This is a genomic window from Cupriavidus sp. C3SS-1 (assembly GCF_057073755.1).
Map to the genome: position 1 here is coordinate 3,078,921 of NZ_CP172699.1, position 22,257 is coordinate 3,101,177.

The 22,257-nt window shown below is 65.4% G+C and carries 21 protein-coding genes; 3 read left to right on the forward strand and 18 right to left on the reverse strand.

What is annotated here, in order from left to right; all coding sequences use genetic code 11:
- Positions 1-230: 230 nt before the first annotated feature.
- The 9 genes from ACIGJC_RS14325 to pilM form a co-directional block, all read right to left on the reverse strand.
- Positions 231-956 (reverse strand): transposase, encoded by a 726-nt coding sequence (locus tag ACIGJC_RS14325; RefSeq protein WP_483709604.1) that lies wholly within the window; start codon positions 954-956, stop codon positions 231-233.
- A 107-nt stretch (positions 957-1,063) separates the two neighbouring features.
- On the reverse strand, positions 1,064-2,200 hold the full coding sequence (locus ACIGJC_RS14330; RefSeq protein WP_483709605.1) for a deoxyguanosinetriphosphate triphosphohydrolase: 1,137 nt from the start codon (positions 2,198-2,200) through the stop codon (positions 1,064-1,066).
- A 47-nt stretch (positions 2,201-2,247) separates the two neighbouring features.
- Positions 2,248-3,354, reverse strand: a complete 1,107-nt coding sequence (aroB, locus tag ACIGJC_RS14335; RefSeq protein WP_483709606.1) for a 3-dehydroquinate synthase — start codon at positions 3,352-3,354, stop codon at positions 2,248-2,250.
- Entirely contained in the window at positions 3,351-4,013 is a 663-nt protein-coding gene (locus ACIGJC_RS14340) for a shikimate kinase (RefSeq protein WP_483709608.1), read from the reverse strand. Before ACIGJC_RS14340 ends, aroB begins: the two co-directional genes overlap by 4 nt.
- A 160-nt stretch (positions 4,014-4,173) precedes the next feature.
- On the reverse strand, positions 4,174-6,291 hold the full coding sequence (locus ACIGJC_RS14345; RefSeq protein ID WP_483709610.1) for a type IV pilus secretin PilQ: 2,118 nt from the start codon (positions 6,289-6,291) through the stop codon (positions 4,174-4,176).
- On the reverse strand, positions 6,288-6,827 hold the full coding sequence (locus ACIGJC_RS14350; RefSeq protein ID WP_483709611.1) for a pilus assembly protein PilP: 540 nt from the start codon (positions 6,825-6,827) through the stop codon (positions 6,288-6,290). The genes ACIGJC_RS14345 and ACIGJC_RS14350 overlap by 4 nt, the downstream gene beginning before the upstream one ends.
- A complete protein-coding gene (locus ACIGJC_RS14355; RefSeq protein ID WP_483709613.1) occupies positions 6,824-7,492 on the reverse strand; it encodes a type IV pilus inner membrane component PilO in 669 nt (222 codons plus the stop codon). Before ACIGJC_RS14355 ends, ACIGJC_RS14350 begins: the two co-directional genes overlap by 4 nt.
- A 2-nt stretch (positions 7,493-7,494) precedes the next feature.
- Complete coding sequence (locus ACIGJC_RS14360) at positions 7,495-8,136, reverse strand: PilN domain-containing protein (RefSeq protein ID WP_483709614.1); 642 nt, start codon at positions 8,134-8,136, stop codon at positions 7,495-7,497.
- Positions 8,137-8,156: 20 nt separating this feature from the next.
- Complete coding sequence (gene pilM / locus ACIGJC_RS14365) at positions 8,157-9,227, reverse strand: type IV pilus assembly protein PilM (RefSeq protein WP_483711559.1); 1,071 nt, start codon at positions 9,225-9,227, stop codon at positions 8,157-8,159.
- A gap of 380 nt (positions 9,228-9,607) precedes the next feature.
- Here pilM and ACIGJC_RS14370 point away from each other — a divergent pair, with 380 nt between their 5' ends.
- Positions 9,608-11,983, forward strand: a complete 2,376-nt coding sequence (locus ACIGJC_RS14370; RefSeq protein ID WP_483709616.1) for a penicillin-binding protein 1A — start codon at positions 9,608-9,610, stop codon at positions 11,981-11,983.
- A gap of 75 nt (positions 11,984-12,058) precedes the next feature.
- On the opposite strand, the gene cyaY is transcribed toward ACIGJC_RS14370, so the two are convergent.
- Positions 12,059-12,394, reverse strand: a complete 336-nt coding sequence (gene cyaY / locus ACIGJC_RS14375) for an iron donor protein CyaY (protein WP_483709618.1) — start codon at positions 12,392-12,394, stop codon at positions 12,059-12,061.
- Between the two features lie 200 nt (positions 12,395-12,594).
- Here cyaY and ACIGJC_RS14380 point away from each other — a divergent pair, with 200 nt between their 5' ends.
- Positions 12,595-12,825, forward strand: a complete 231-nt coding sequence (locus tag ACIGJC_RS14380) for a hypothetical protein (RefSeq protein ID WP_483709619.1) — start codon at positions 12,595-12,597, stop codon at positions 12,823-12,825.
- Positions 12,826-12,827: 2 nt separating this feature from the next.
- Complete coding sequence (gene lysA, locus ACIGJC_RS14385) at positions 12,828-14,087, forward strand: diaminopimelate decarboxylase (RefSeq protein ID WP_483709620.1); 1,260 nt, start codon at positions 12,828-12,830, stop codon at positions 14,085-14,087.
- 27 nt (positions 14,088-14,114) lie between these two features.
- Here the strand turns inward: lysA and msrQ are convergent, their stop codons facing one another.
- The 8 genes from msrQ to ACIGJC_RS14425 form a co-directional block, all read right to left on the reverse strand.
- Positions 14,115-14,792 (reverse strand): protein-methionine-sulfoxide reductase heme-binding subunit MsrQ, encoded by a 678-nt coding sequence (gene msrQ / locus ACIGJC_RS14390; RefSeq protein ID WP_483711560.1) that lies wholly within the window; start codon positions 14,790-14,792, stop codon positions 14,115-14,117.
- Between the two features lie 14 nt (positions 14,793-14,806).
- On the reverse strand, positions 14,807-15,814 hold the full coding sequence (gene msrP / locus ACIGJC_RS14395; protein ID WP_483709622.1) for a protein-methionine-sulfoxide reductase catalytic subunit MsrP: 1,008 nt from the start codon (positions 15,812-15,814) through the stop codon (positions 14,807-14,809).
- Between the two features lie 107 nt (positions 15,815-15,921).
- Positions 15,922-16,755: an anti-sigma factor family protein gene (locus ACIGJC_RS14400; protein WP_483709624.1), complete on the reverse strand. Its 834-nt coding sequence runs from the start codon at positions 16,753-16,755 to the stop codon at positions 15,922-15,924.
- Complete coding sequence (locus ACIGJC_RS14405) at positions 16,752-17,294, reverse strand: RNA polymerase sigma factor (protein ID WP_483709626.1); 543 nt, start codon at positions 17,292-17,294, stop codon at positions 16,752-16,754. Before ACIGJC_RS14405 ends, ACIGJC_RS14400 begins: the two co-directional genes overlap by 4 nt.
- Before the next feature lie 30 nt (positions 17,295-17,324).
- Entirely contained in the window at positions 17,325-17,759 is a 435-nt protein-coding gene (locus tag ACIGJC_RS14410) for a COG4315 family predicted lipoprotein (protein ID WP_483709627.1), read from the reverse strand.
- A 140-nt stretch (positions 17,760-17,899) separates the two neighbouring features.
- A complete protein-coding gene (ccsB, locus tag ACIGJC_RS14415) occupies positions 17,900-19,105 on the reverse strand; it encodes a c-type cytochrome biogenesis protein CcsB (protein WP_483709628.1) in 1,206 nt (401 codons plus the stop codon).
- A 91-nt stretch (positions 19,106-19,196) separates the two neighbouring features.
- Positions 19,197-21,416, reverse strand: a complete 2,220-nt coding sequence (locus tag ACIGJC_RS14420) for a cytochrome c biogenesis protein ResB (protein ID WP_483709629.1) — start codon at positions 21,414-21,416, stop codon at positions 19,197-19,199.
- 156 nt (positions 21,417-21,572) lie between these two features.
- Positions 21,573-22,232, reverse strand: coding sequence for a c-type cytochrome (locus ACIGJC_RS14425; protein WP_483711561.1), 660 nt, complete (start codon positions 22,230-22,232; stop codon positions 21,573-21,575).
- Between the last annotated feature and the right edge of the window lie 25 nt (positions 22,233-22,257).

Here is a 22,257-nt window from a genome sequence, read left to right on the forward strand (position 1 = left end):
CATCTGCTGTCAGGGACTACGGGAACCGCAGCGGCGTACACGAGCGTGACGCGCCGCACAATTACTGTGGGTGGGGCAACTATATGGGAATACCGCTGACGCCGCAAAATTTTTAAATGGGGTCAGAACACATTTAAAAACAGATCGTTTTGAGAATCAAACTAAATGGGGACACATTAAACTGGCGCGCTCCTGTTTGGACGTGGCGCATCAGCAACTCCATGGGTGCCCTAAGCCACCGAGGTGTCCTCATGACCGGGTTCTGCGGACTGGCCGCGTTTGGGGCGGCCTTTCGGCAAGGGCTGTACGCGTCGCGCGCCCTGGCGCTCGAGTTGCACCAGGAAAGCCTCGCCGCCGAGGGGCCAGCCGCTGTGAGCGTGTTTGCGCAACGTGGCAAGGGTGCGGCCGGAGAGACCTTCATTGCTCAGCGATCGGTAGTTCGACTGCCGCTCGAACGGCGTATTGCCCAGCCCCCAGTACACGGAGTGATCGCTCACGAGTGCGCTGGCCTCGATGCCGACATGATGGCGGTGGCTGCTCCACCGGTCGGCTTCGGGCGTCATAACTTCGCCGGCCCGCAGGGCGTTGCCCTCGGTGTATAGCAGCGCCGGCAACATCCAGTCGGCTGGATCGAACACCGCGGACCGAAATCGCCCTTCCCACAGCGTGCCCGTCCGTCCCGCGGTGCGATTGAAGTAGCGCGCGTAGCGGCGCCCCACCGCCTGCATGGTCAGGCTCAGCGAGTCAGGCCCGCGCGGCGTGGCTACAAGGTGGATGTGATTGGGTCGCAAACCATAGGCGTGGATTGCCAGGTCGTATTCCCGCGCGGCCATGCGCAGGCTGTCCAAGTAGTGCAGGTAATCGTCCGGCCCCAGGAAGACCGGTTGCCGGTTGTTGCCGCGTTGCAACACAAGCGCCGGCAGGCCAGCCGGGGAAAAGCGGGGAAGTCGTGCCATCGGGAAGCTGCAGAGATCAGAACCGGGTTGCCCCAAATGATAGCCTGATCCGTCCCCAATTTTCGCGGGCACGATTTTGTCCCCGCCCTAACCCACAAAGGATGAGGTTAATCACCTTCGCTGACCGCAAAGATGCGGCGATGCTCGCGGATGGCGTAGCGGTCAGTCATACCGGCGATGTAATTCGCGATCAGCCGCGACTGGTCGCCGCCATGCGGCGCCTGATACTGCGGCGGCAGCAGGCGCGAATCGGACATGAAGGCCCCGAACAGGTCGGAGACGATGCGCTGCGCCTTGGACGACATGCGCATGACCAGATAATGCCGGTACAGGTGCCGGAACAGGAAGCGCTTGAGCGCGGCCGCCTCTTCGTGGATCTGCGCGCTGAACCCGATCAGCGGCCCCGCCGAGCGCACGGCCTCGATCGAGCGCGGGTTCGCTGCGGCGATATTCCGGCTGGTGGTCTCGATCAGGTCCACGATCAGCGTGTTGATCATGCGGCGCACGGTTTCGTTGATGGCGCGGCGACCGTTGATTCCCGGGAAGGCCGCCGCTACTTCGGCACGGTGGCGTCCCCACATCGGTACTTCATCGAGCTGCTCGAGCGTCAGGAGCCCCGAGCGCAGGCCATCGTCGATATCGTGGTTGTTGTAGGCGATCTCGTCGGCCAGGTTGGCCAGTTGTGCCTCCAGCGACGGCTGCGCGCCCTCCAGGAAGCGCCGGCCAAGCTCGCCAAGCGCGGCCGCGTTGACGCGCGAACAATGCTTGAGGATGCCCTCTCGCGTCTCGAACGTCAGGTTCAGGCCATTGAAGCCGCCATAGCGCTCTTCCAGCTCGTCCACCACCAGCAGGCTCTGCAGGTTGTGCTCGAAGCCGCCGTGGTTCTTCATGCAGGCATTGAGGGCGTCCTGGCCGGCGTGGCCGAATGGCGTGTGACCAAGGTCGTGCGCCAGCGAGATCGCCTCGACGAGATCCTCGTTCAAGCGCAGGTTGCGCGCGATCGAGCGGGCGATCTGCGCCACTTCCAGGCTGTGCGTCAGGCGCGTGCGGAACAGGTCGCCTTCATGGTTGACGAAGACCTGGGTCTTGTACTCGAGCCTGCGGAAGGCCGTACTGTGGATGACGCGGTCCCGGTCGCGCTGGAATTCGCTGCGCGACGACGATGCGGGCTCGGCATGGACCCGTCCGCGCGTCTGCGCGGAGCGGGCGGCGTAGGGAGCGAGATGGCTTTCAAGGTCGGTCATGCGGCAATCCGTGGGCAGGGTCGGGGTTGCGAGGCATAACCGATCGCTCACGCGACCGAGGCCTCGGTGGGAGGTTTAAGCACGGCTTGCGCCAGCGTAGCGCGCAGGTCGGTATCGGGAACCGTGGTGATGAACGCGTCGCCAAGCTTCTTCAGCAGGATGAACTTGATGCTGCCGGCCTCGGCCTTCTTGTCCACCTTCATCAGTTCGATATAGCGGTCGGTGCCCAGTTCCGGCGCGACGATGGGCAGCATGGCCCTCTGCGTCAGTTCGCGGATGCGCGCGCGCGTTTCCGTGTCGATGAAGCCCAGGCGGTGCGACAGGTCTGCCGCCATCACCATGCCGCAGCCGACCGCTTCGCCATGGAGCCATTCGCCATAGCCCATGCCGGCTTCAATCGCATGGCCGAAGGTGTGGCCGAAATTCAGGATGGCGCGCAGGCCACCTTCGCGCTCGTCCTGCGCCACCACGCCCGACTTGATTTCGCAGGAGCGTTGCACGGCCAGGGCCATCAGGTCCGGGTCGCATTGGTTCAGTGCGGCAATATTGCGCTCGATCCAGGCAAAGTACTCCGCATCGGCGATCGCGCCATGCTTGATGACTTCGGCCATGCCGGCCGCCAGCTCGCGCGGCGCCAGCGTGCGCAGCGTGTCGATATCGGCGATCACCGCATTCGGCTGGTGAAACGCGCCGATCATGTTCTTGCCAAGCGGATGGTTGATGCCGGTCTTGCCGCCCACCGACGAATCCACCTGCGACAGCAGCGTGGTCGGCACCTGCACGAACGGCACGCCGCGCATGTAGCAGGCTGCGGCAAACCCGGTCATGTCGCCGACCACCCCGCCGCCCAGTGCAATCAGCGTGGTTTTGCGGTCAGCACCGGCCGACAGCAGCGCGTCGAAGATCAGGTTGAGCGTTTCCCACTGCTTGAAGGCCTCGCCATCGGGCAGCGTCACCACCCGTACGGTCTTGCCGAGCGCCTTCAGGCTGGCTTCCACGGGGGCCGCGTAGAGCGGGCCAACGGTTTCGTTCGTAACAATGACGGCATGCTGGCCGCGCACGTGCGGGCGCAGCAGTTCGGCGTTGCCGAGCAGGCCGGTACCGATATGGATGGGATAGCTGCGCTCTCCCAGGTCGACTTGTAGCGTGATCATGGATGCGTATCGTTAGCCGGCAGTTCCGGCGCGTCGGGGGCCGGATCGATGCGGAAACCGGCCATTTCCAGTTGCATCAAGACCATATTAGCAAGCTGCGCCACCGAGGGCTTGCCGGTCTCGATGATGAAATCGGCCACCTCGCGGTACAGCGGGTCGCGCGCGGCGTAGAGCGCTTCCAGCTTGCCCTTCGGATCTTCGGTCTGCAGCAGCGGGCGGTTGCGGTCGTGCCGGGTGCGCAGCCACAGGTCATGCGGGCTGGCGCGCAGGTAGACCACGGTGCCGCGGGATTTGAGCAGCTCGCGGTTCTCCGCCCGGAGCACCGCGCCGCCGCCGGTGGCCAGCACGATGCCGCTGCGCGCGGTCAGCTCGCTGATCATCGCCGCCTCGCGGTCGCGGAAACCTTCCTCGCCCTCGACCTCGAAGATCACCGGGATGCGCACGCCGCAGTGCGCTTCCAGTTCATGGTCGGAATCGAAGAACGGATAGTGCAGGCGCCGCGCGACCGTCCGGCCCACGGTAGTCTTGCCGGCACCCATCAGGCCGACGAAGAAGAGATTGGGACGGCCGGTCTCCGTGGCCGTCGGCAAGGCTGTCACTGGATTGTCGCTCGGGAATACGGATTCCGGTCCGTCCTCCCCCGTTGGAAACTGCATCATCTTCTTATGTTGGGCCGCCTGCGGCAAGTGCCGGATGCGGCATGGCCGTGCGATGGGCCGTCACGGACAAAAAAAGGCCGCATCGGTCGATGCGGCCTTGCAGTCTACTGCATCCAGCCTCCCGGGCGCCAATTACGCCGCATTCGCGCCGGGGCGAGCGTCATTTCAGCGTGACGCTCTCGTTCAGGACGCGCGGCGTCAGGAATACCAGCAATTCGGTACGGTTGCGCACCTTGGCGTTGCTCTTGAACAGGTAGCCGAGCACCGGGATATCCCCCAGGAACGGCACCTTGTCGGTGTCGTTGGACTCGGTCTGCGTGTAGATACCGCCGATCACCACCGTGCCGCCGTTGTCCACCAGCACCTGGGTCTGCACGTGCTTGGTATCGATGGCAAAGCCCGACGTGGTCTGGATGCCGACGCTGTCCTTGTTCACGTCCACGTCAAGCAGCACATTGCCTTCCGGCGTGATCTGCGGCGTCACCTCGAGCTTCAGGTTGGCCTTGCGGAACTGGACCGACGTGGCGCCGCTGGACGTCGCCGCCTGGTAAGGCAGTTCCGTGCCCTGCTCGATCAAGGCCTTGATGTTGTTGGCCGTCACCACGCGCGGGCTGGAGATGATCTTGCCCTTGCCGTCCGCTTCCAGCGCCGAAAGCTCGAGCGCCAGGAACTTGGTGGCCGCGCTGTTGAAGATGCTGACCGCGATGTTCGCCGGGTTCGCGCCGTTGATGGCGGCCGCCGGCAGGCTCAGGAACGGGCCGTTGTCGGACGTGGCGCCGGGCAGCACGTTGCCGTAGGTGTTCCCCACCTTGGCGTTGTTGTACTGGCCGGCGAAGCCGAGCTTGACACCAAGGTTGCGGCTGAACGTATCGGTCGCCTCGACGATGCGCGCCTCGATGATGACCTGGCGTACGGGGATGTCGATCTTGCCGAGGAAGTTCTGCACCTCCTCGAGCTTGCTCGCGATGTCCGACACGAACAGCTGGTTGGTGCGGGCATCCGCGGTCAGCGAACCGCGCTTGGACAGCATGCGCGTCGCCAGGCCGGCGGCGCCACCCACGCCAATGGCCGGAGCCGCCGCGCCCGGCGCCCCCGTGGCCAGGCCCAGCAGCATCTTGCGCACGTCTTCGGCACGCTGGTAGTTCAGCTGATACACCTGGCTGCGGATGGGCTCCAGGTCATTGATCTGCTGCTGCGCCTCCAGCTCGAGCTTTTCCTTGGTCGCAAGTTCTGCCTTGGGCGCCACCCACAGCACGTTGCCATTGCGGCGCGACGCCAGCCCCTTGGCATCCATCACGATCTGCAAGGCCTGGTCCCACGGCACGTCCTTGAGACGCAGCGTGATATTGCCCTGCACAGTGTCGCTGGTGATGATGTTCAGGTTGGTGAAATCGGCAAACACCTGCAGCAGCGAGCGGATGTCGATGTTCTGGAAGTTGAGCGACAGGCGCTCGCCACGGTAGCCCGGACCACTGATCAGCTTGGTCGGATCTTCCTTGACGGGGCGCACTTCAACCACGAACTGGGTGTCGGTCTGGTAGGAGCTGTACTCCCAGTTGCCGCGCGGCTCGATGGTCAGGCGGGTATTGCCGCTGGTGTCCGTGGCGCGCATGCCCTGCACCGGCGTGCCGAAGTCGCTGACATCGAAGCGGCGGCGCAGGTTGTCGGGCAGCGAGGTGCCGAGGAAGTCGACCACCACGTTCTGGCCCTGCTGCGCGATATTGATGCCGGATTCGCGCGAGGACAGGTCAACCACCACGCGTCCTGCGCCGTCCGCGCCGCGACGGAAGTCGATATTGCGCACGGAGGCACGCCCCACCGCAGCCGCGGCCGGTACGGAAGGCGCCGCGAAGGTTGGCGCGGCCGCCTTGGCCGCGGGTGCGACGTTGTCCAGCAGCACCACGAACTGGTTGCCGCGGACTTCGGTGCGGTAGGTCGCCGTGCGCGTAAGGTCCAGCACCACGCGCGTACGGCCGCCGATCTGCATGACGTTGGCGCCGCGCAGCAGCTTGCCGCCATAGTCATACTGGGCGCGTCCGGCGGCGAAGGCGGTGTCGAAGAAATCGATCGCGATGCGCGCCGGATTCTGCGTCGTGAAGTCGACCGGCTTTTGCGCCGGCGGCGACTGCAGGTCGATGGTGAACACGGTCTGCTCGCCCACGACACTGGAGTCGACCGCCTTCACCTGGTTTGTCTGAGCCAGCGCGGCCGGAGAGGCCAGCACCAGAGCCATTGTTGCCGCGCCCGCAAGCGCCCGGTACCAGCGACCCAGGGTCATGCCGACACCTCCAGCTTCAGGCTGGTCATTTTCTCTTTCCACTCGGATACCCCTTCCCGGACCAATTCGCGCAACACGATCTCCTGATCGGTGATGCGGACCACCCGGCCGTAGCTCTGGCCGAGATACTGACCCACCTTTACGTGGTGGATCTTGTTATCAACTCGAACGATGCCGAAGGTCTCGCCGTTCTTCTTCATCATGCCGAGCATCTTGAAGTTTTCGAGCGGATAGTCCTCCAGCGGCTCGCGACGCCGTCCGGCTTCGGGCGACTCCGCCATCATCTTGTTGAGTTCGCCGATCTTGGTCTGCGCGAACGGCTCGGGCGCGCTGCGTCCGGCGTATTCGCGCGGCACGTAGGGCTTGGGCTCGGGCAGCGGTGCGGGCGGCTGGGCCTTGGCATTGCGCGTGGCGTCCATCCACTGGTGCAGCGCCTGTTCGTCGCTGGAGCCGCATGCGCCCAGCAGGCCGACAGCCAGCGCGGCCATGGCAAGCACGCCGGCGCGCTGCAGGGAAAGGCTCACGCGGCGGCTCATTTGGCACCTCCGGCCGGCTTGGCGGCGTTGGCGGCAGCCTTGCGTTGCGCGGCCTGCTCGTCCGGGTCCAGCGTGCGGTAGGCCATCGCGACCGCCTCCATGGTCAGCGCGCCATCCTTGGTATTGGCGAGCTGCAGGTTCTGCATCGACACGATCCGCGACAGGGCGGCGACATCGGCGTTGAACTGCGCGACATCGTGGTAGCGGCCCGTCACCTTCAGGTTCACCGGGATCTCGGCGAAGTAAGGCTTGAGCACGGCGGCTTGCGGCTTGAACAGTTCGAACTGCAGGCCACGCGCCACGCCGGCGTGGTTGACGTCGGCCAGCAGCGCATCCATTTCGGTCTTGTTCGGAAGCTGGCGTTCAAGCTGCGCGACGCGCTGCTCGACCTGCTTTTTCTGCGCACGCAGCGCCTCGAGGTTGGCCACTTGCGCGACCTTGGACTGGTAGGCCTGCTTGAGGGTCTCCTGTTCGGCGCGCTGGCGGTCCAGCTCTTCGGACTTCCCGCTCCAGTAGAACTGCCACCCGAGCAGCAGCACCACTGCCGCCGCCGCGATGGCGAAAGCCACGCGCGGCGCCATCGGCCAGGTCTCGGGCTCGTTCATGTTGAGCCCGCGGAACTGGCCTGCGAGGTCCGACAGGTTGATTTCGGAGTTGAGCGCCATGATCAGGCCTTTCCGTTGGCTGCCGGCGCCTGAGCCGGTTGGGCCGGACCTTTGTTCTTGTCGGCCGGCGTTTCGGGAGCGCGGTAGGCGAAGCGCATGGAGAAATCGAACAGGCGGCGCTGCTCGCGCAGGTTGTTGGTCATCGTCACCGCCTTGGACTCGACCAGTTCGGCCTTGTCGAGCCAGGGCACCGTGCCAACATTGCGCAAGAGCTCTGAAATGCGCTCGTTGGACTGCGCCACGCCGGCAATCGTGAAGGTCTCGCCGGTCTGCTTCAGGCTGGTCAGGTAGACGCCTTCCGGCACCTGGCGCACCAGTTCTTCAAGCAGTTGCACCGGGCGGTTGCGTTCGGTCTGCAGGCTTTCCACGGCCTGCTGGCGTTGCAGCAGCGCCTCGATGTCTTTCTTGAGTGTGTTGACTTCGCGGATCTGCCCGTCCAGCCGGGCGTTTTCCGCGGCCAGGACCTGGTTCAGCGCGACCACCGATTCGGTCTGGCGGTCGATATAAAGCCCGCCCAGCAGCACCACCAGCGCCCCACCCGCGGCGGCGCCGCCAAGGATCCCGTAGACGCGCTTGCGTCGGGCAGCCTTGCGGGCTTCGTGGTAAGGCAGCAGGTTGACCGACGGGAGCGTGTTCGTTGACATTCGGATTCCCCCGGGGTGCGTTATTGCAGGCCGCGCAATGCCAGTCCGGCGCTGACGATATACGCCGGCAGGTCACGCTGCAGGTAGCGCTCGTTGACCTTGCCGTTGGTGACCATGTTGGCGAACGGGTTCGCCAGCGTGGTGGTGATCTGGGTCTGCTGCTGGATGGCCGCCTGCACGCCGACCAGCGACGCATGGCCGCCCGACAGCAGGATCTCGTCGACCCGGCCGAGGCTCGAACTCGCGATGAAGTTGCCCACCGCGGCCTGCACTTCCATGGCCAGCGCTTCGAGCGACGGCTTGAGCAGCTGGGCGCGCCAGGCTTCCGGCAGCGTGTTCTTGCGCTTCTTGATCTCGGCCTTGAGCGCGTCGAGCGTGAACATGCGCGCGGCGCTCTGCGTGAGTTGGTCGCCGTAGCTGTTCAGGGGTTGCTCGTACAGCTCTTTCCAGCCCTGGTAGAAGATGGCCTTGGAACGGCTGCCGCCCAGGTGAACGACGGCCACCACGGGCAGCGCGCGCGCGTCGGCTTCGGACATGTCGCTAGGCACGCCGAGCATCTGCACGATGGTCCGCTGCACCGCGTATTCCTCGACGTCCATGACCTGCGGGCGCAGGCCTGCCATCTCGGCGGCGGTGACGCGCTCCTGCACGCGATCGCTGTTGGCCGCGGTCACGCGCACGCCGATACCGCCCTCGGTTTCGCTCGGGCCGATCACGGCGAAGTCGAAATTCACCGTCTGCGACGGCGGATAAAGCCGGTGCGCCTCGGATTCGACCTGGGAATAGAGTTCGTCTTCGGACAGGTTGTCCGGCAGACTGACCGTCTGGGATTCGGTCAGCATCGAAGGCACGCCGAGCACCACGTCCTTGGTGCGAATGCCGGCCTTGCCAAGCGCGCGCTTGAGCGCAATGCCGACCGCCTCGATATTGACCACGTTGCCATCGGCAACGGCATTACGGTCCAGCAGTTCGCTGGCACATTTCTCCAGCCGGTAGTCATGTTTGCTGCCCCCCACGGACAGCTCGACTACCTTGACACTGGACGACCCGATATCCACGCCGACCGTAGTCCGGCGCAGAAGCCCCGACAAAATGCCCCGTCGCAAGGTGACCCCCTGACTTTTGAACTCACCCCTGGCTTGACTGCTCTAATCGGGCGAGCCATGTTTCTCGATGAAACGTTTTTGCTCTTTTATGTTGGGCGATTCTCACAAAAAGCGGCAGTGCTGGCAATGTGCCGGTCTGGCCACGCTTTTATTTTTGCGACGGCTCCTACAAAGCGTTGCCAAAACCCCACGGTCGTCGGGTTCCCATCCCAGCCTTTTTTCTGCTCGTAGTTCGGCGCAAACTGCCGGTATCCAGGACATTACATCTTGTAACAGCGCAGTAGCGTCGCTGGCGCCACTGCATGGGAAGTCGCCGCTATCCCGGAAGATATAATCCCCCGCACTCCTGACTAGGTTTTTCCCTTATGGCCACAGCACAACAGAAGCCGTCCCTCCCTGCCCGCCGCCCGCTCTGGGCACGGCTCACGTTCTGGGTGGTCGGCCTGATCGTCGCTGGCATCGTGGCGGTCGCGCTGCTGCTGGGCTATGCGCTGCTGGTGGCCGCGCCCAACCTGCCGTCGCTCGATACCATCACGGACTACCGGCCCAAGATTCCGCTGCGCATCTTCACCGCGGACAACGTCCTGATCGGCGAGTTCGGCGAGGAGCGCCGCAACTTCGTGCCCATCGCCGAGATCCCCGACGTGATGAAGAAGGCCGTGCTGGCGATCGAGGACGACCGCTTCTACGAGCACGGCGGCGTGGACTTCGTCGGCGTGATGCGGGCGGGCCTGGCCAACCTGCGCGGCGGGCTGTCCCAAGGCGCTTCGACGATCACCATGCAGGTGGCGCGCAACTTCTTCCTGTCCAGCGAGAAGACCTACACGCGCAAGATCTACGAGATGCTGCTCGCGTACAAGATCGAGGCGAACCTGTCCAAGGACCAGATCCTCGAGCTGTACATGAATCAGATCTACCTGGGACAGCGCGCCTACGGTTTCGACAGCGCCGCGCGCGTCTATTTCGGCAAGTCGGTGCGCGACGTCACGCCGGCCGAGGCCGCGATGCTGGCCGGCCTGCCCAAGGCACCGTCCGCCTACAACCCCGTGGTGAACCCCAAGCGCGCAAAGGTACGCCAGGAGTACATCCTGCAGCGCATGCGCGACCTGCGCTACATCACGCCCGAGCAGTATGACCAGGCCCTGCGCGAAGCGCCGAAGGTCCGCACGGAAGGCAACGAGTTCTCGACGCACGCCGAGTACGTGGCCGAGATCGTGCGCCAGCTGATGTACGCGCAATACCGCGAGGAAACCTACACGCGCGGACTCACGGTCTACACCACGCTGACCAAGCCCGACCAGGACGCCGCGTACGAGTCGGTACGCGCGGGCATCATGAACTACGAGCGCAAGCACGGTTACCGCGGCCCGGAAGCCTTTATCGACCTGCCCTCGGACCAGGCTGACCGCGAGCAGGCCATCGACGACGCGCTGGTCGAGCACCCGGGCAGCGACGACCTGCGCTCCGCCGTGGTAACGAGCGTGTCGTCGCGCCAGGTGCAAGCCACGCTGCTGTCGGGCGAGGTGGCCACCATCGAAGGTTCGGCGCTGCGCTTTATCGCGCCGTCGCTGTCGGCCAACGCGCAACCGAAGACCAAGATCCGCCCCGGCGCCATCATCCGCGTGACACAGGACGAAAAGGGCCAGTGGACGGTGACGCAGCTCCCCGAAGTCTCGGCGGCCTTCGTCTCGATCAATCCTCAGGATGGCGAGATCCGCTCGATGGTCGGCGGCTTCGACTTCAACCGCAACAAGTTCAACCATGTGACGCAAGCCTGGCGCCAGCCTGGTTCCAGCTTCAAGCCGTTCATCTATTCGGCCGCACTGGAAAAGGGCTTCTCTCCGGCCACCGTCATCAATGACGCACCGCTGACGATCGGCCCGGACACGGGCGGCCAGGTGTGGGAGCCGAAGAACTATGACGGCAAGTTCGAAGGCCCCATGACCATGCGCCGCGCGCTGGCCAAGTCGAAGAACCTGGTGTCGGTGCGCATCCTCCGTGCGATCGGCACGCAATACGCGCAGGACTTCATTACCCGCTTCGGCTTCGAGGCCGACAAGCATCCGGCCTACCTGCCGATGGCGCTTGGCGCGGGCAGCGTCACGCCGCTGCAGATGGCGGGCGCCTACTCGGTCTTCGCCAACGGCGGCTACCGCGTCAACCCGTACCTGATCCAGAAGGTGGTCGATGCGCGCGGCAAGGTGCTCTCCGAAACGCAGCCGCAACGTGCCGGCAGCGATGCGGTGCGCGTGCTCGACGCACGCACGGCGTTCATCGCCGACACCATGCTGCGCGACGTGGTGCGCATGGGCACGGCCAACGCCGCCAAGCAGCGCCTGGGCCGCAACGACCTGGCCGGCAAGACCGGTACGACCAACGATGCCGTGGATGCCTGGTTCGCCGGCTACACGCCAAACCTGGTGGCGATCGCCTGGATGGGCTACGACCAGCCCAAGAGCCTGGGCGTGCGCGAGACCGGTGGCGGCCTGGCCTTGCCGATCTGGGTTGGCTACATGGGCAAGATGCTCAAGGGCGTGCCGGAAAGTCCCGAACGGCCGGCGCCGGAAGGCGTCGTCATGGCTGGCGGCGACTGGACCTTCGAGGAGAATGCCAGCGGCGCCGGCGTGGCTTCGGTCGGCCTGGGCGATCCGTGGCCGGGCAAGCCGGAGGAAAGCACGCGTTCGCCGGCCGATGTCGAGGCAGAGAAGAAGAAGATCCTGGAGATGTTCGGCGGCGCCTGAGCGCGGCCAACCAGGCAAGAAAAAGCCGGCCACACTGGGCCGGCTTTTTCATTGGGCGACTCGCTTCGCTGCGCGTCAGCCGAGCTTGAGCGTGGCTTCCGCCTGCTGGCTCACGTAGCCGGACAGCGCGGCGTACAGCTCGTTACCGCTGCGCGTATCGACCCAGCGCTCGCCATCGCGGCGGAAATGGAAGCCGCCCGAACGCGCCGCAACCCACAGCTCCTGCATCGGCGCCTGGCTGTTGATGATGATCTTGGAGCCGTTCTCGAATTCCAGTTCCATCACGTTGCCGGTCCGGCTGATTTCGATGTCGGCGTCGGCCGCGTCCGCTGCGGCTTCCACCGTGGCTTCGATGCGGTCCAGCTCCCTGGCCGCCAGGGCCAGGAACTCGCTTTCGCTCAAGGGGGGCATGCTAAACTCCAAGACCGCCGGCGCCAGCGCTGTCCGCCTTGCCATGCCACGGGGGACATCGCATGGAGCACTTGCAGTGACCGGCTTTTTTGTTGAGGATTTCCGGATTCCGGCCATGCCCTGGAACTCTGGCGGCGGCCGCGTACGACACGCCAGCTGCCGGTCCGACAGCTTTCCCAACCGCTTTCAAGGACGACCCGATGCTCCGTCGTGTTGCGATTGTATCGGCGTTTGCCGCCGGCCTTGCGATGCCCCTGCTGGGCGGATGCGGCATTCGCGGGCCGCTGACCATGCCCAAGCGGCCGCCTGAGCCGACCGCTCCGGCGGTGCCCGACCCGGGCCTCGGCCATGCCGACGCGACGCTGCCGGTCCCGGCAGCCCCCGCCACGCCCCCGGGCAAGTCCGAGTCCGACGCCCCCACCACCAGGTAACCATGACCGCATTTTTCCATCGCCAGGACGGCGCCCTTATTGCCGAGCAGGTACCGCTGGCACAGATCGCCGCAGAGTTCGGCACGCCGACCTACGTGTACTCGCGCGCGGCGCTGACGGCCGCCTACCAGGCCTACGCCGCCGCCTGCCAGGGCCGCAAGGCGCAGGTACAGTACGCCATGAAGGCCAACTCGAACCTGGCGGTCCTGCAGGTCTTCGCCAAACTCGGCGCGGGCTTCGACATCGTCTCGGGCGGCGAACTCAAGCGCGTGCTGGCCGCCGGCGGCAATCCGCGCAAGGTGGTGTTCTCGGGCGTAGGCAAGAGCGCGGCGGAAATGGAACTGGCGCTGGCGCATGACGTGCGCTGCTTCAACGTCGAGTCGATCCCCGAACTGGATCGCCTCAATGCGGTGGCCGGACAGGTCGGCAAGCGCGCGCGCGTGTCGCTGCGCATCAACCCGGATGTCGATGCCAGGACGCACCCGTACATCTCCACGGGCCTGAAGGGCAACAAGTTCGGCATCGCGTTCGAGCAGGTGCTGCCCACGTACCGCACGGCCGCGGCACTGCCGCATATCGAAGTCACCGGCATCGACTGCCACATCGGTTCACAGATCACCGAAGTCGCGCCGTACCTGGAAGCACTCGACAAGGTGCTCGACGTGGTCGAAGCGCTGGAGCGCGAGGGCATCGTCCTCGAGCACATCGACGTCGGCGGCGGCCTTGGCATCACCTACGACGACGAGACCCCGCCGGACATCACGGCCTTTGCCACCACGCTGCTCGATCGCGTGGCGGCACGCGGCCATGGTCATCGTGAAGTGCTGTTCGAGCCGGGCCGCTCGCTCGTCGGCAACGCCGGGGTGCTGCTGACCCAGGTGGAATTCCTCAAGCCCGGCGAGGCCAAAAACTTCTGCATCGTCGATGCCGCGATGAACGACCTGGCGCGCCCGGCCATGTACGAGGCCTTCCACCGTATCGAACCGGTGCTGGCCAGCAGCGCGCCGGCGGTGACCTACGACATCGTGGGCCCCGTGTGCGAATCGGGCGACTGGCTCGGCCGCGACCGCGCGCTGGCCGTGCAGCCCGGCGATCTGCTGGCGGTGATGTCGGCGGGTGCCTACGGCTTCACGATGAGCTCCAACTACAACACCCGTCCGCGCGCGGCCGAAGTCATGGTCGACGGCAACAAGGTCCGCGTGGTGCGCGAGCGCGAACTGGTGGAAGACCTGTTCCGCGACGAACGCCTGCTGCAGGACTGATTCTGCCCGCGGTCCCGGCCCGCCCCATCAGCGGGCGGCCGGCCTCCAGCGCCACCACAGGCGCAGCCCGAGCAGCACGAATACCACCGCGGCGTAGATCGACACCTCGCCAAAGTCGTTCTTGCCGGCCTTATGCCACCAGTAGTGCAGGATGGCCAGCACCGCGATCGCATACACCGACTTGTGCAGCGCCTGCCAGCGCTTGCCGCCCAGACGCTTCACCATGCCGTTGGTCGACGTCAGCGCCAGCGGAATCATCAGCACAAAGGCCGTGAAGCCCACCGTGATGAACGGCCGCTTGGCCACGTCTTTCAGCATGTAGGCGAGGTCAAACCCACGGTCGACGCCGATCCACAGCAGGAAGTGCTGCAGGCCATAGAAAAACGCGAACAGGCCCAGCATACGCCGCATCCGCACGAGCCAGTTCCAGCCTGTCAGGCGGCGCAGCGGCGTAACCGCCAGCGTCACGCACAGCATCACCAGCGTCCAGGTGCCGGTGGATCGCGTGACGAACTCCAGCGGGTTCGCGCCGAACTGGCTGGTCGCGCCGAGGTAAAGCAGACGCACAAAAGGCAGCATCGCCAGCAGCCAGATGGCGACCTTGATGATGCGCACCTGCGACTGCGGCAGCGCTGCCAGACCGCTGGAATTGCCGCCCGGTGCCGCGCCCGCCGTACGCGGTGAAGCCGACTGCGAGACCGTCATGTCAGCGCGGCCCATCAGAAAAACTTCCTCAGATCCATGCCCTGATACAGCGACGCCACCTGCTGGCCGTAGCCGTTGAACGGCAACGTCTTGCGCTTGGGCGCGAACAACGCGGCAAAGCCGCCACCGCCACTGTCCTCGCCAATGCGCCTTTCGGTGGCTTGGCTCCAGCGTGGATGATCCACTTCCGGGTTTACGTTGGAGTAGAAGCCGTACTCCTGCGGCGCCGCCAGGTTCCAGCTCGTCGGCGGCTGCTTGTCGAGAAAGCGGATCTTCACGATCGACTTGGCGCTCTTGAACCCATACTTCCACGGCAGCACCATGCGCACCGGTGCGCCGTTCTGGTTCGGCAGGACTTCGCCATAGAGACCAAACGTCAGCAGCGCGAGCGGGTGCATGGCCTCGTCCATACGAAGACCTTCGCTGTAGGGCCAGTCCAGCACCGAGCTGCTGACGCCGGGCATCTGCTTCTTGTCGGCCAGCGTGATGAACTGCACGTACTTCGCACCCGGCTGCGGCTCCACGCGCCGGATCAGCTCGGCCAGCGGATAGCCGATCCACGGAATCACCATCGACCAGCCCTCCACGCAGCGCAGGCGGTAGACGCGCTCTTCCATCGGCGCAAGCTTCAGCAGCTCATCGAGGTCGTAGACCTTGGGCTTCTTCACCAGCCCTTCCACCGCCACCTGCCAGGGGCGTGGCCGCAACGTGCCGGCGTTGCGCGACGGGTCGGACTTGTCGGTGCCGAATTCGTAGAAATTGTTGTACGTCGTCACGTCCTCGAAGGGCGTGCGCTTCTCCGTCACGACGTAGGCCTTGTTGACGGTGGCAGCCAGCTTCGCCCCGTGCTGGCCCTGCTGGGCGCGCGCTTCGCGCGCAAACCACGGGCCCAGCGCGGTACCGGCGGTACCGGCAGCCGCGAGCGCCAGCAGCCGACGACGTGCGGCGAACACGTGGCGCGGCGTGATGTCGGAGGCGGCGATATCGTCACCGCGCAACCACTTCGGGGAGGGAATCAGCATGGTTGATCCTTGATGCTTCGAACGGCCCGGGAATTGGACTTTCCCTTGGTCGGATAGTGCAGGCCATTCCTGACAGTCTTTTTGCTGTGGGTTCGAGGCCGGTATGCCTATCCTCCCTGGCCCTGGTATTGCTGGTACACGGACTGCGCCACGGTCAGCAGCCGCGCGCGATCGACCTGCCCGGCCAGCGCGAAGCCCAGGCTGCGGTCAATCCAGTAGAACGCCATGGCGCCGGCCCCCTTGGCGGGAGCAGCCTGGGGCATCCGCTCAAGTCGGAAGCCGGTATCTGGCGTGCCTTGCGCCATGCGGCGCAGCTGCAGCGACAGGCGCGTACCGTCATCGGATTCGTACATCAGGATGGCGGATGGGCCGCCTTCGGCCACGCCTAGGCGGCCACCGATCAGGTGAAAACCCTGCGGACGCAGGTCCGGCACCTGAAGCGGAGCGCCGAGCCGCTTGGACAGCCATGCGATCAGATGGGCTTCGTCGCTGGCCGGCACCTCCACAGGATGGCGGACTTCGGGCGCATAGACCACGTGCGACACCAACGCGTCGCGCGCGAAGCGCTCGCCCGGCGCCATGGCCACGCTGACACCATCAGCCATGCGGCCGTGCGCGAGCCAGCCAACCGCGCCGCCCATGGCCAGCGAGGCAACCGAGGCGCACGCGGCGATCCATGCCGTGCGCCAGCCACTGCCTGCGCCATCTCGCCTCGGGGTGCCATCGCGCAGCGGTTCCGGCAAGGCCGCGAGTGGCACAGGCTCATTGAGCACGCCATCGAGCGCGCCATGCAATGCCTCGCCCTGGCGGCGCCACGCCGCCACGCGTGCCGCAACCTCGGGCCGTTCAGCCAGATACGCCTCCACGGCCGCGCGGCGGCGGCCGCTCAGTTGGCCGTCGGCGTAGGCATGCAGGTCGGCTTCGTGGATCGGGGACATCATTTCACTCGCTGCAGCGTCGTACCGGCCTCCGCGGCCGGTGCCGGCTGACGCGCGCCGTCCAGGAGGGCGCGCATGTGCTCGCGCGCTCGTGCCAGGCGGGACATCACGGTGCCCACCGGAACATTCAGCACCTGTGCGGCCTCGGCATAGGTGAACTGCTCAAGGCTGACCAGCAACAACACCGCGCGCTGGGCCTCGGGCAGTTCCGCGAGCGCCTGCAGCAAGTCGCGCCGCAGGCCGGGGTCGGTAACCGGGGCACTGACGTCCGGCAGGGTCTCGGTGCTCACCACCAACTCCTTGCGCCGCACCGTGTTCAGGCGCAAGCGGTGCATCAGCGTGAGTAGCCAGGGCAGCAGGCCATCGGCGCCATCGCCCCACCACGCTCCCGGGCGCAAGCGAAAACGCCAGCGGTAGCGCAACGCGCGCTCCAGCGTGTCCTGCACCAGGTCGTCAGCCAGCGCCGCGTCCCTGGTCAGGCCACGCGCGTGGCGCCGCAGCCGCGGCGCCAGCGCTACCAGCTGGCCTTCAAACCCGTCCATGCCGTGCCGGACTCAATCCGTTGCTGACCGTCAGGGCTTGGCGACGTGCCAGACGTTGTTGACGTTGTCGCCCACGCGGTCACCGGGCTTGGCATCCTTGGCAAAGCGATACAGGGGCATGCCGCGGTAGGCCCACTGCTTGCCGCCATCATCACGCGTGATGATGGTGTAGCTGCCCGAAGCAGCGGTGCCGGGTGCCGCCATCAGCGGCGGCCAGTTGGTCGCGCATGGGCCGTTGCAGGCGCTCTTGCCGCTGTCCTTCATATCGCGGTCGAACGTGTACAGCGTCAGGCCTTGCGGATCGGTCAGCACGCCGTCGGTCACCTTGACGGTGGGAGGCATGCTTCCGGCACCGCCCATGCCACCCATGCCCGAACAGGCGGCCAGCAGGACGGATGCACAGCCAAGGGCCAGTGCGGCAGGACGAACCAGCGATGCAGCGATAGGACGACGCAGACTTGCCATGATGTTTTTCTCCATGCGGACCGGTGCCGCCAGCCGGCACCGTTCCTCAAGTAAACACCGGATGTGATGCCTTTATTCCATGAGGGCAAAAAAAACCTGCCCATCGGACAGGTTTTTTCGCTACGCAAGCAGCGCAGTCATCACAATTCGCCGTAACTATGCAGGCCCGACAGGAACATGTTGACGCCGAGGAAGGCAAAGGTAGTCACCAGCAGGCCCGTCAGCGCCCACCATGCCGCCACCGTGCCGCGCAGTCCCTTCATCAGCCGCATGTGCAGCCATGCCGCGTAGTTCAGCCAGACGATCAGGGCCCAGGTCTCCTTCGGATCCCAGCTCCAGTAGCCACCCCAGGCCTCGGCAGCCCAGAGCGCGCCGAGGATCGTCGCGATGGTGAAGAAGGCAAAGCCGACCGCGATCGCCTTGTACATGACGTCGTCCAGCACTTCGAGCGAGGGCAGGCGCTCGGCCAGGATGCCGCGCTGCTTGAGCAAGTAGGCCACCGAGACCATCGCCGCCAGCGCGAACGTGCCATAGCCGATGAAGTTGGCCGGTACGTGGATCTTCATCCACCAGCTTTGCAGCGCCGGCACCAGCGGCTGGATCTCCTGCGCATTGCGGCTGACCGTGTACCACAGCAGGAAGCCGACCGCGGCCGATACCACGAGCATCACGAACGGGCCGAGCGCGCGCGTGGCGTAGCGCCCTTCGTAGTAGAGGTAGAACAGCGACGTGATCAGCGTGAACAGCACGAACACTTCATAGAGGTTCGAGATGGGGATATGCCCGATGTCCGTGCCGATCAGGTACGACTCGTACCAGCGCACGAGCAAACCGGTGAAGCCTAGTACCACGGCCGCCCAGCACAGCTTGCTGCCGATGCTGTAGCCGGTGGCCGAGCGCGTCGCCAGGCCCACCCAGTAGAACAGCGTGGACAGGAACACCAGCGCGCTCATCCACAGGATGGCCGACTGGCTCGACAGGAAGTACTTCAGGAAGAAAGCCTGGTCGGCCCGCGCGAGCTGGCCCTGATAGAGCTGCACGGCGAACAGCGCCAGGATGGCCAGCCCAGGCATCAGGGCTCGCACCGGCTTCCAGTGCCAGCCGAGCAGAGCGAACGTCGGCACCGACGCGATCAGCACGGCCTTGTCATAGCCGTTCATCCACTGGCCATAGCGCGACAGCGCCACGCCGGCACCGACCGCGAGCAGCACCGCAAAGGCCCAGTCGAGCCACGTGAGGCGGCGCAGGAAGGAAGGTTCAAGATAGGCCTCGTCCGCGGCGCCGGAAGCGGCAGGGGTTGCCGGCCGCATGGCCGGCCGGGCGGCCTGGTTCACGTTTGAAGACATAGCGTTACCTGCGATCTGCGCACAGCCTTTGGCTGCGCAACGAAGGCCGGGCGGCGGCTGGCGAGGATCGCCACCGCCCGGCCCGACGGGTTCAATGCTGCGCCTGCGCCGGGGCCTCCTGGTCGGCCCCGGCCGCGCGGCCGATGTCGTCGCGCAAGGCGACGAATTCCTTCTCGAAGTCCAGGGTGCGGCGCTGGGTCGACATGGCCATCAGCACATGGCTGCCAGGCACTGCCGCATCGGATGGCGCCGTTGGCGCGGCCGGTGCAGTGGCATCCGCATGATGTCCAGGATCCTTGATCCAGACCCACACTCTGCGCTCCCGGATATAGAACATCGAGAACACGCCCAGCACCAGCAGCAGACAGCCAAGATACACGATGTTCTTGCCCGGCGCACGGGTCATCTGGAACACGCTGGCCTTGATTTCCTTGAAGTCGTCGAGTTGCAGGAAAACCGGCGCGCCATAGAAGAAACTGTCCGACAGGGCGTTGATCGACTGCTGCAGGAACGCCCCGCTCTGGGCGCTGTTGGGCACCACCGGCTGCTTGTCCTGCGCGCGGGCGAGTTGCCACAGTTCCCACATCGAGCCATTGAGGATCTTCAGCAGGACATCGGCTGCCTTTTGCTGCTCTGCCGCCGGGACCGATTTTTCGAGGAACGCGGCGATCGCCGTGAAGCCGCCCGGCGGAGCGTCCGGGCTGGGGCGGGTGGCGCCGGCAAAGAGGTCCAGCGCGCGCAGGGCGCTTTCCGCCAATTGGCCGCGAAGGTCGGCCTTATCCGCGCCGGGCATCGACGCCAGCGCGAAGCGGCGTGCCGCCTCGCCACGCAGTCCGCGGTCCTGCAGGGCGGCGCGCAGGCGCATCCAGTCGGCCACGCTGCCCTGGTCGTCGGCGGGGATGCGCAGGTAACGGAACGGCTCGTTCGGCGACTCCCGCATGCCGGCCAGGAACACGGACTGGCCGTCGAGCTGCACCGGCACCATGTAGTTGTTGTACTCGCGCGCCTGGCCATTGCGGTCGCGCAGCTTGTACTGCACCGACGGGCCGACGTTGTGCAGCGTCTTTTCCTTCTGCGTGTTGGCCGCGGCGCCGAGGTGCGACTCGAGCGTCTCGTTGAACGACTTGCGCGCCACGCCACGTGCATCGGGCTTGCCCGAGGCATCGGTGACGTTCTCGATATTCATCAGGCGGAAGTCGCTGAACTCCACCGTCAGGCCGTCCTTGTCGGCCGCCGTACCCGTGGTGGTCAGCGGCGTGTTGCCACCGACGGTACCGGCGAACGGGAACGTGCCGTGGCTGTTGCCTTGCATCGGATAGCCAACGAACTTCAACTGCGAACCGCCGTCCTCGAAGCTCGACTGGTAGATCGCCACGCCATCGACGATCAGCGGCTCGTTGACCTTCACCGTCGCATGCGTCTGCTTGCCGGTGGCGCGGTCGGTCACGATCACATCCGACGCGAACAGCTTGGGCATGCCGGTCGGGTAGAAATCGACCGTGAACTTCTTGAGCGTGATGTTGAACGGCAGGTCCTGTACCAGCGCGCCATCGGCAATGTTCAGGATGGCCGTGGATACGGTCGAGCCTTCGGGCACGAAGGCATTGCCCCGGAAGCCCGGGTTGGCCGCCGACAGGCGATGCTCCGGCGGAATCTCGCTGATGACTGCGTTGCCGCGGATCGGCGTCTTGCCGCCGAACCACATCTGGGCGCGGATCAGCATGTCGCCGTCGAGCAGGCCACCAATGCAGATCACCACGATCGCGGTGTGCGCCAGGATATAGCCGAGCTTGTTGGCCGCACCGGCCTTTGCGGCCAGCAGCGTCGCGCCCTCATGCTCGACCTGTCGGGTGCGGTAGCCGCGGTTTTGCAGCAGCGCATTCACGCGGGCGACGGCTTCGGTACGCGGACGTGCCGCCTCGAATTCGCCGCGGTGGTGGAAGGCGCGCAGGCTGCGCTCGCGCACATGATCCTTCCAGGAGCGCATGTCGACGATCATCTTGGGCGCGTTGCGCACCAGGCACAGCGACGTCGACACGACCAGGAAGGCCAGGATCAGCAGGAACCACCACGAGCCATAGACCTTCTGCAGCGACAATGCGTGGAAGACATCGGCCCAGAACGGCCCGAACTGGTTCACATAGTTCGGGTACGGCTCGTTCTGCTTGAGTACGGTACCGACCACGCTGGCAATGGCGATCACCGTCAGCAGGGTGATCGCAAAGCGCATCGAGGACAACAATTCGACCGCGTCGCGCAACACGCGGTGTGGGGTCTTCAGGTGCAGGCCTGAAGTGGAAGCGGTCGACATGTGATGTGCAGCAATAAGCTTTGAAATAAAAAAGGGTGGACATGCTTTGCAAGCAGGCCACCCTCTTCGATTGTTGCCGAGGCCATCGGTTGCATCCTGCTTCATGCTCCGCATGCGCGGAGCGGCAGGCCAACCGTCGGGCCGGCGCGGAACGACTTAGCGAACGCCGGCGACGTAGTCCGCCACGGCCTTGATCTCGGCGTCCGACATCTTGGCGGCGATCGTTGTCATCACCGGATTGTTCTTGCGGGTGCCCTGGCGGAATGCCACGAGCTGGGCTTCGGTGTAATCGGACCACTGGCCGCCAATGCGCGGGTACTGGGCCGGAATGCCGGCGCCGGTGGGGCCATGGCAGGCGGCACAGGCCGGCACGCCCTTGGCGGCGATACCGGCGCGGTAAATTTTCTGGCCTGCCTCGATGGTGTCCTTGTTCTTGGCCGTGGCCGGCTTGATCGGCTGCTTGGCGAGATAGGCGCCGATGTCCTTCATTTCCTGATCGTTCAGCGAACCAGCCAGCGGCGACATGATCGCGTTGTTGCGCGACTTGTCCTTGAAGTTGGCGAGTTGCTTGTGGACGTATTCAGGATGCTGCGCCGCCAGCTTGGGATTAGCGGCGGCACCGCTGTTGCCGTTGGCGCCGTGGCAGCTCAGGCAGGCGGGAACATTGCGATCGGGCGCACCCTGCGTATAAAGCGTTTCGCCCTTTGCCGGATCCGCCTTCACGGCGGCTTGCTCGGAGGCAAAAGCCAGACCGGTCATGGCGGTTGCAGGCAGGGCCAGCACCAGGACACCCAGAAGCTTCGCAATGCGGTTCATTCGCACACCTTGTCTGAATTGTTTT

What these genes read in the sequence shown, in the direction of transcription:
- ACIGJC_RS14425 (WP_483711561.1), bottom strand. Translation starts at nt 22,232, where the DNA reads ATGAACCGCATTGCGAAGCTTCTGGGTGTCCTGGTGCTGGCCCTGCCT.
- msrP (WP_483709622.1), bottom strand. Translation starts at nt 15,814, where the DNA reads ATGCTGATTCCCTCCCCGAAGTGGTTGCGCGGTGACGATATCGCCGCC.
- ACIGJC_RS14400 (WP_483709624.1), bottom strand. Translation starts at nt 16,755, where the DNA reads ATGATGTCCCCGATCCACGAAGCCGACCTGCATGCCTACGCCGACGGC.
- ACIGJC_RS14410 (WP_483709627.1), bottom strand. Translation starts at nt 17,759, where the DNA reads ATGGCAAGTCTGCGTCGTCCTATCGCTGCATCGCTGGTTCGTCCTGCC.
- ACIGJC_RS14370 (WP_483709616.1), top strand. Translation starts at nt 9,608, where the DNA reads ATGGCCACAGCACAACAGAAGCCGTCCCTCCCTGCCCGCCGCCCGCTC.
- msrQ (WP_483711560.1), bottom strand. Translation starts at nt 14,792, where the DNA reads ATGACGGTCTCGCAGTCGGCTTCACCGCGTACGGCGGGCGCGGCACCG.
- lysA (WP_483709620.1), top strand. Translation starts at nt 12,828, where the DNA reads ATGACCGCATTTTTCCATCGCCAGGACGGCGCCCTTATTGCCGAGCAG.
- ACIGJC_RS14355 (WP_483709613.1), bottom strand. Translation starts at nt 7,492, where the DNA reads ATGGCGCTCAACTCCGAAATCAACCTGTCGGACCTCGCAGGCCAGTTC.
- ACIGJC_RS14420 (WP_483709629.1), bottom strand. Translation starts at nt 21,416, where the DNA reads ATGTCGACCGCTTCCACTTCAGGCCTGCACCTGAAGACCCCACACCGC.
- aroB (WP_483709606.1), bottom strand. Translation starts at nt 3,354, where the DNA reads ATGATCACGCTACAAGTCGACCTGGGAGAGCGCAGCTATCCCATCCAT.
- ACIGJC_RS14405 (WP_483709626.1), bottom strand. Translation starts at nt 17,294, where the DNA reads ATGGACGGGTTTGAAGGCCAGCTGGTAGCGCTGGCGCCGCGGCTGCGG.
- ACIGJC_RS14380 (WP_483709619.1), top strand. Translation starts at nt 12,595, where the DNA reads ATGCTCCGTCGTGTTGCGATTGTATCGGCGTTTGCCGCCGGCCTTGCG.
- ccsB (WP_483709628.1), bottom strand. Translation starts at nt 19,105, where the DNA reads ATGTCTTCAAACGTGAACCAGGCCGCCCGGCCGGCCATGCGGCCGGCA.
- ACIGJC_RS14345 (WP_483709610.1), bottom strand. Translation starts at nt 6,291, where the DNA reads ATGACCCTGGGTCGCTGGTACCGGGCGCTTGCGGGCGCGGCAACAATG.
- cyaY (WP_483709618.1), bottom strand. Translation starts at nt 12,394, where the DNA reads ATGCCCCCCTTGAGCGAAAGCGAGTTCCTGGCCCTGGCGGCCAGGGAG.
- ACIGJC_RS14325 (WP_483709604.1), bottom strand. Translation starts at nt 956, where the DNA reads ATGGCACGACTTCCCCGCTTTTCCCCGGCTGGCCTGCCGGCGCTTGTG.
- ACIGJC_RS14330 (WP_483709605.1), bottom strand. Translation starts at nt 2,200, where the DNA reads ATGACCGACCTTGAAAGCCATCTCGCTCCCTACGCCGCCCGCTCCGCG.
- ACIGJC_RS14350 (WP_483709611.1), bottom strand. Translation starts at nt 6,827, where the DNA reads ATGAGCCGCCGCGTGAGCCTTTCCCTGCAGCGCGCCGGCGTGCTTGCC.
- ACIGJC_RS14340 (WP_483709608.1), bottom strand. Translation starts at nt 4,013, where the DNA reads ATGATGCAGTTTCCAACGGGGGAGGACGGACCGGAATCCGTATTCCCG.
- ACIGJC_RS14360 (WP_483709614.1), bottom strand. Translation starts at nt 8,136, where the DNA reads ATGTCAACGAACACGCTCCCGTCGGTCAACCTGCTGCCTTACCACGAA.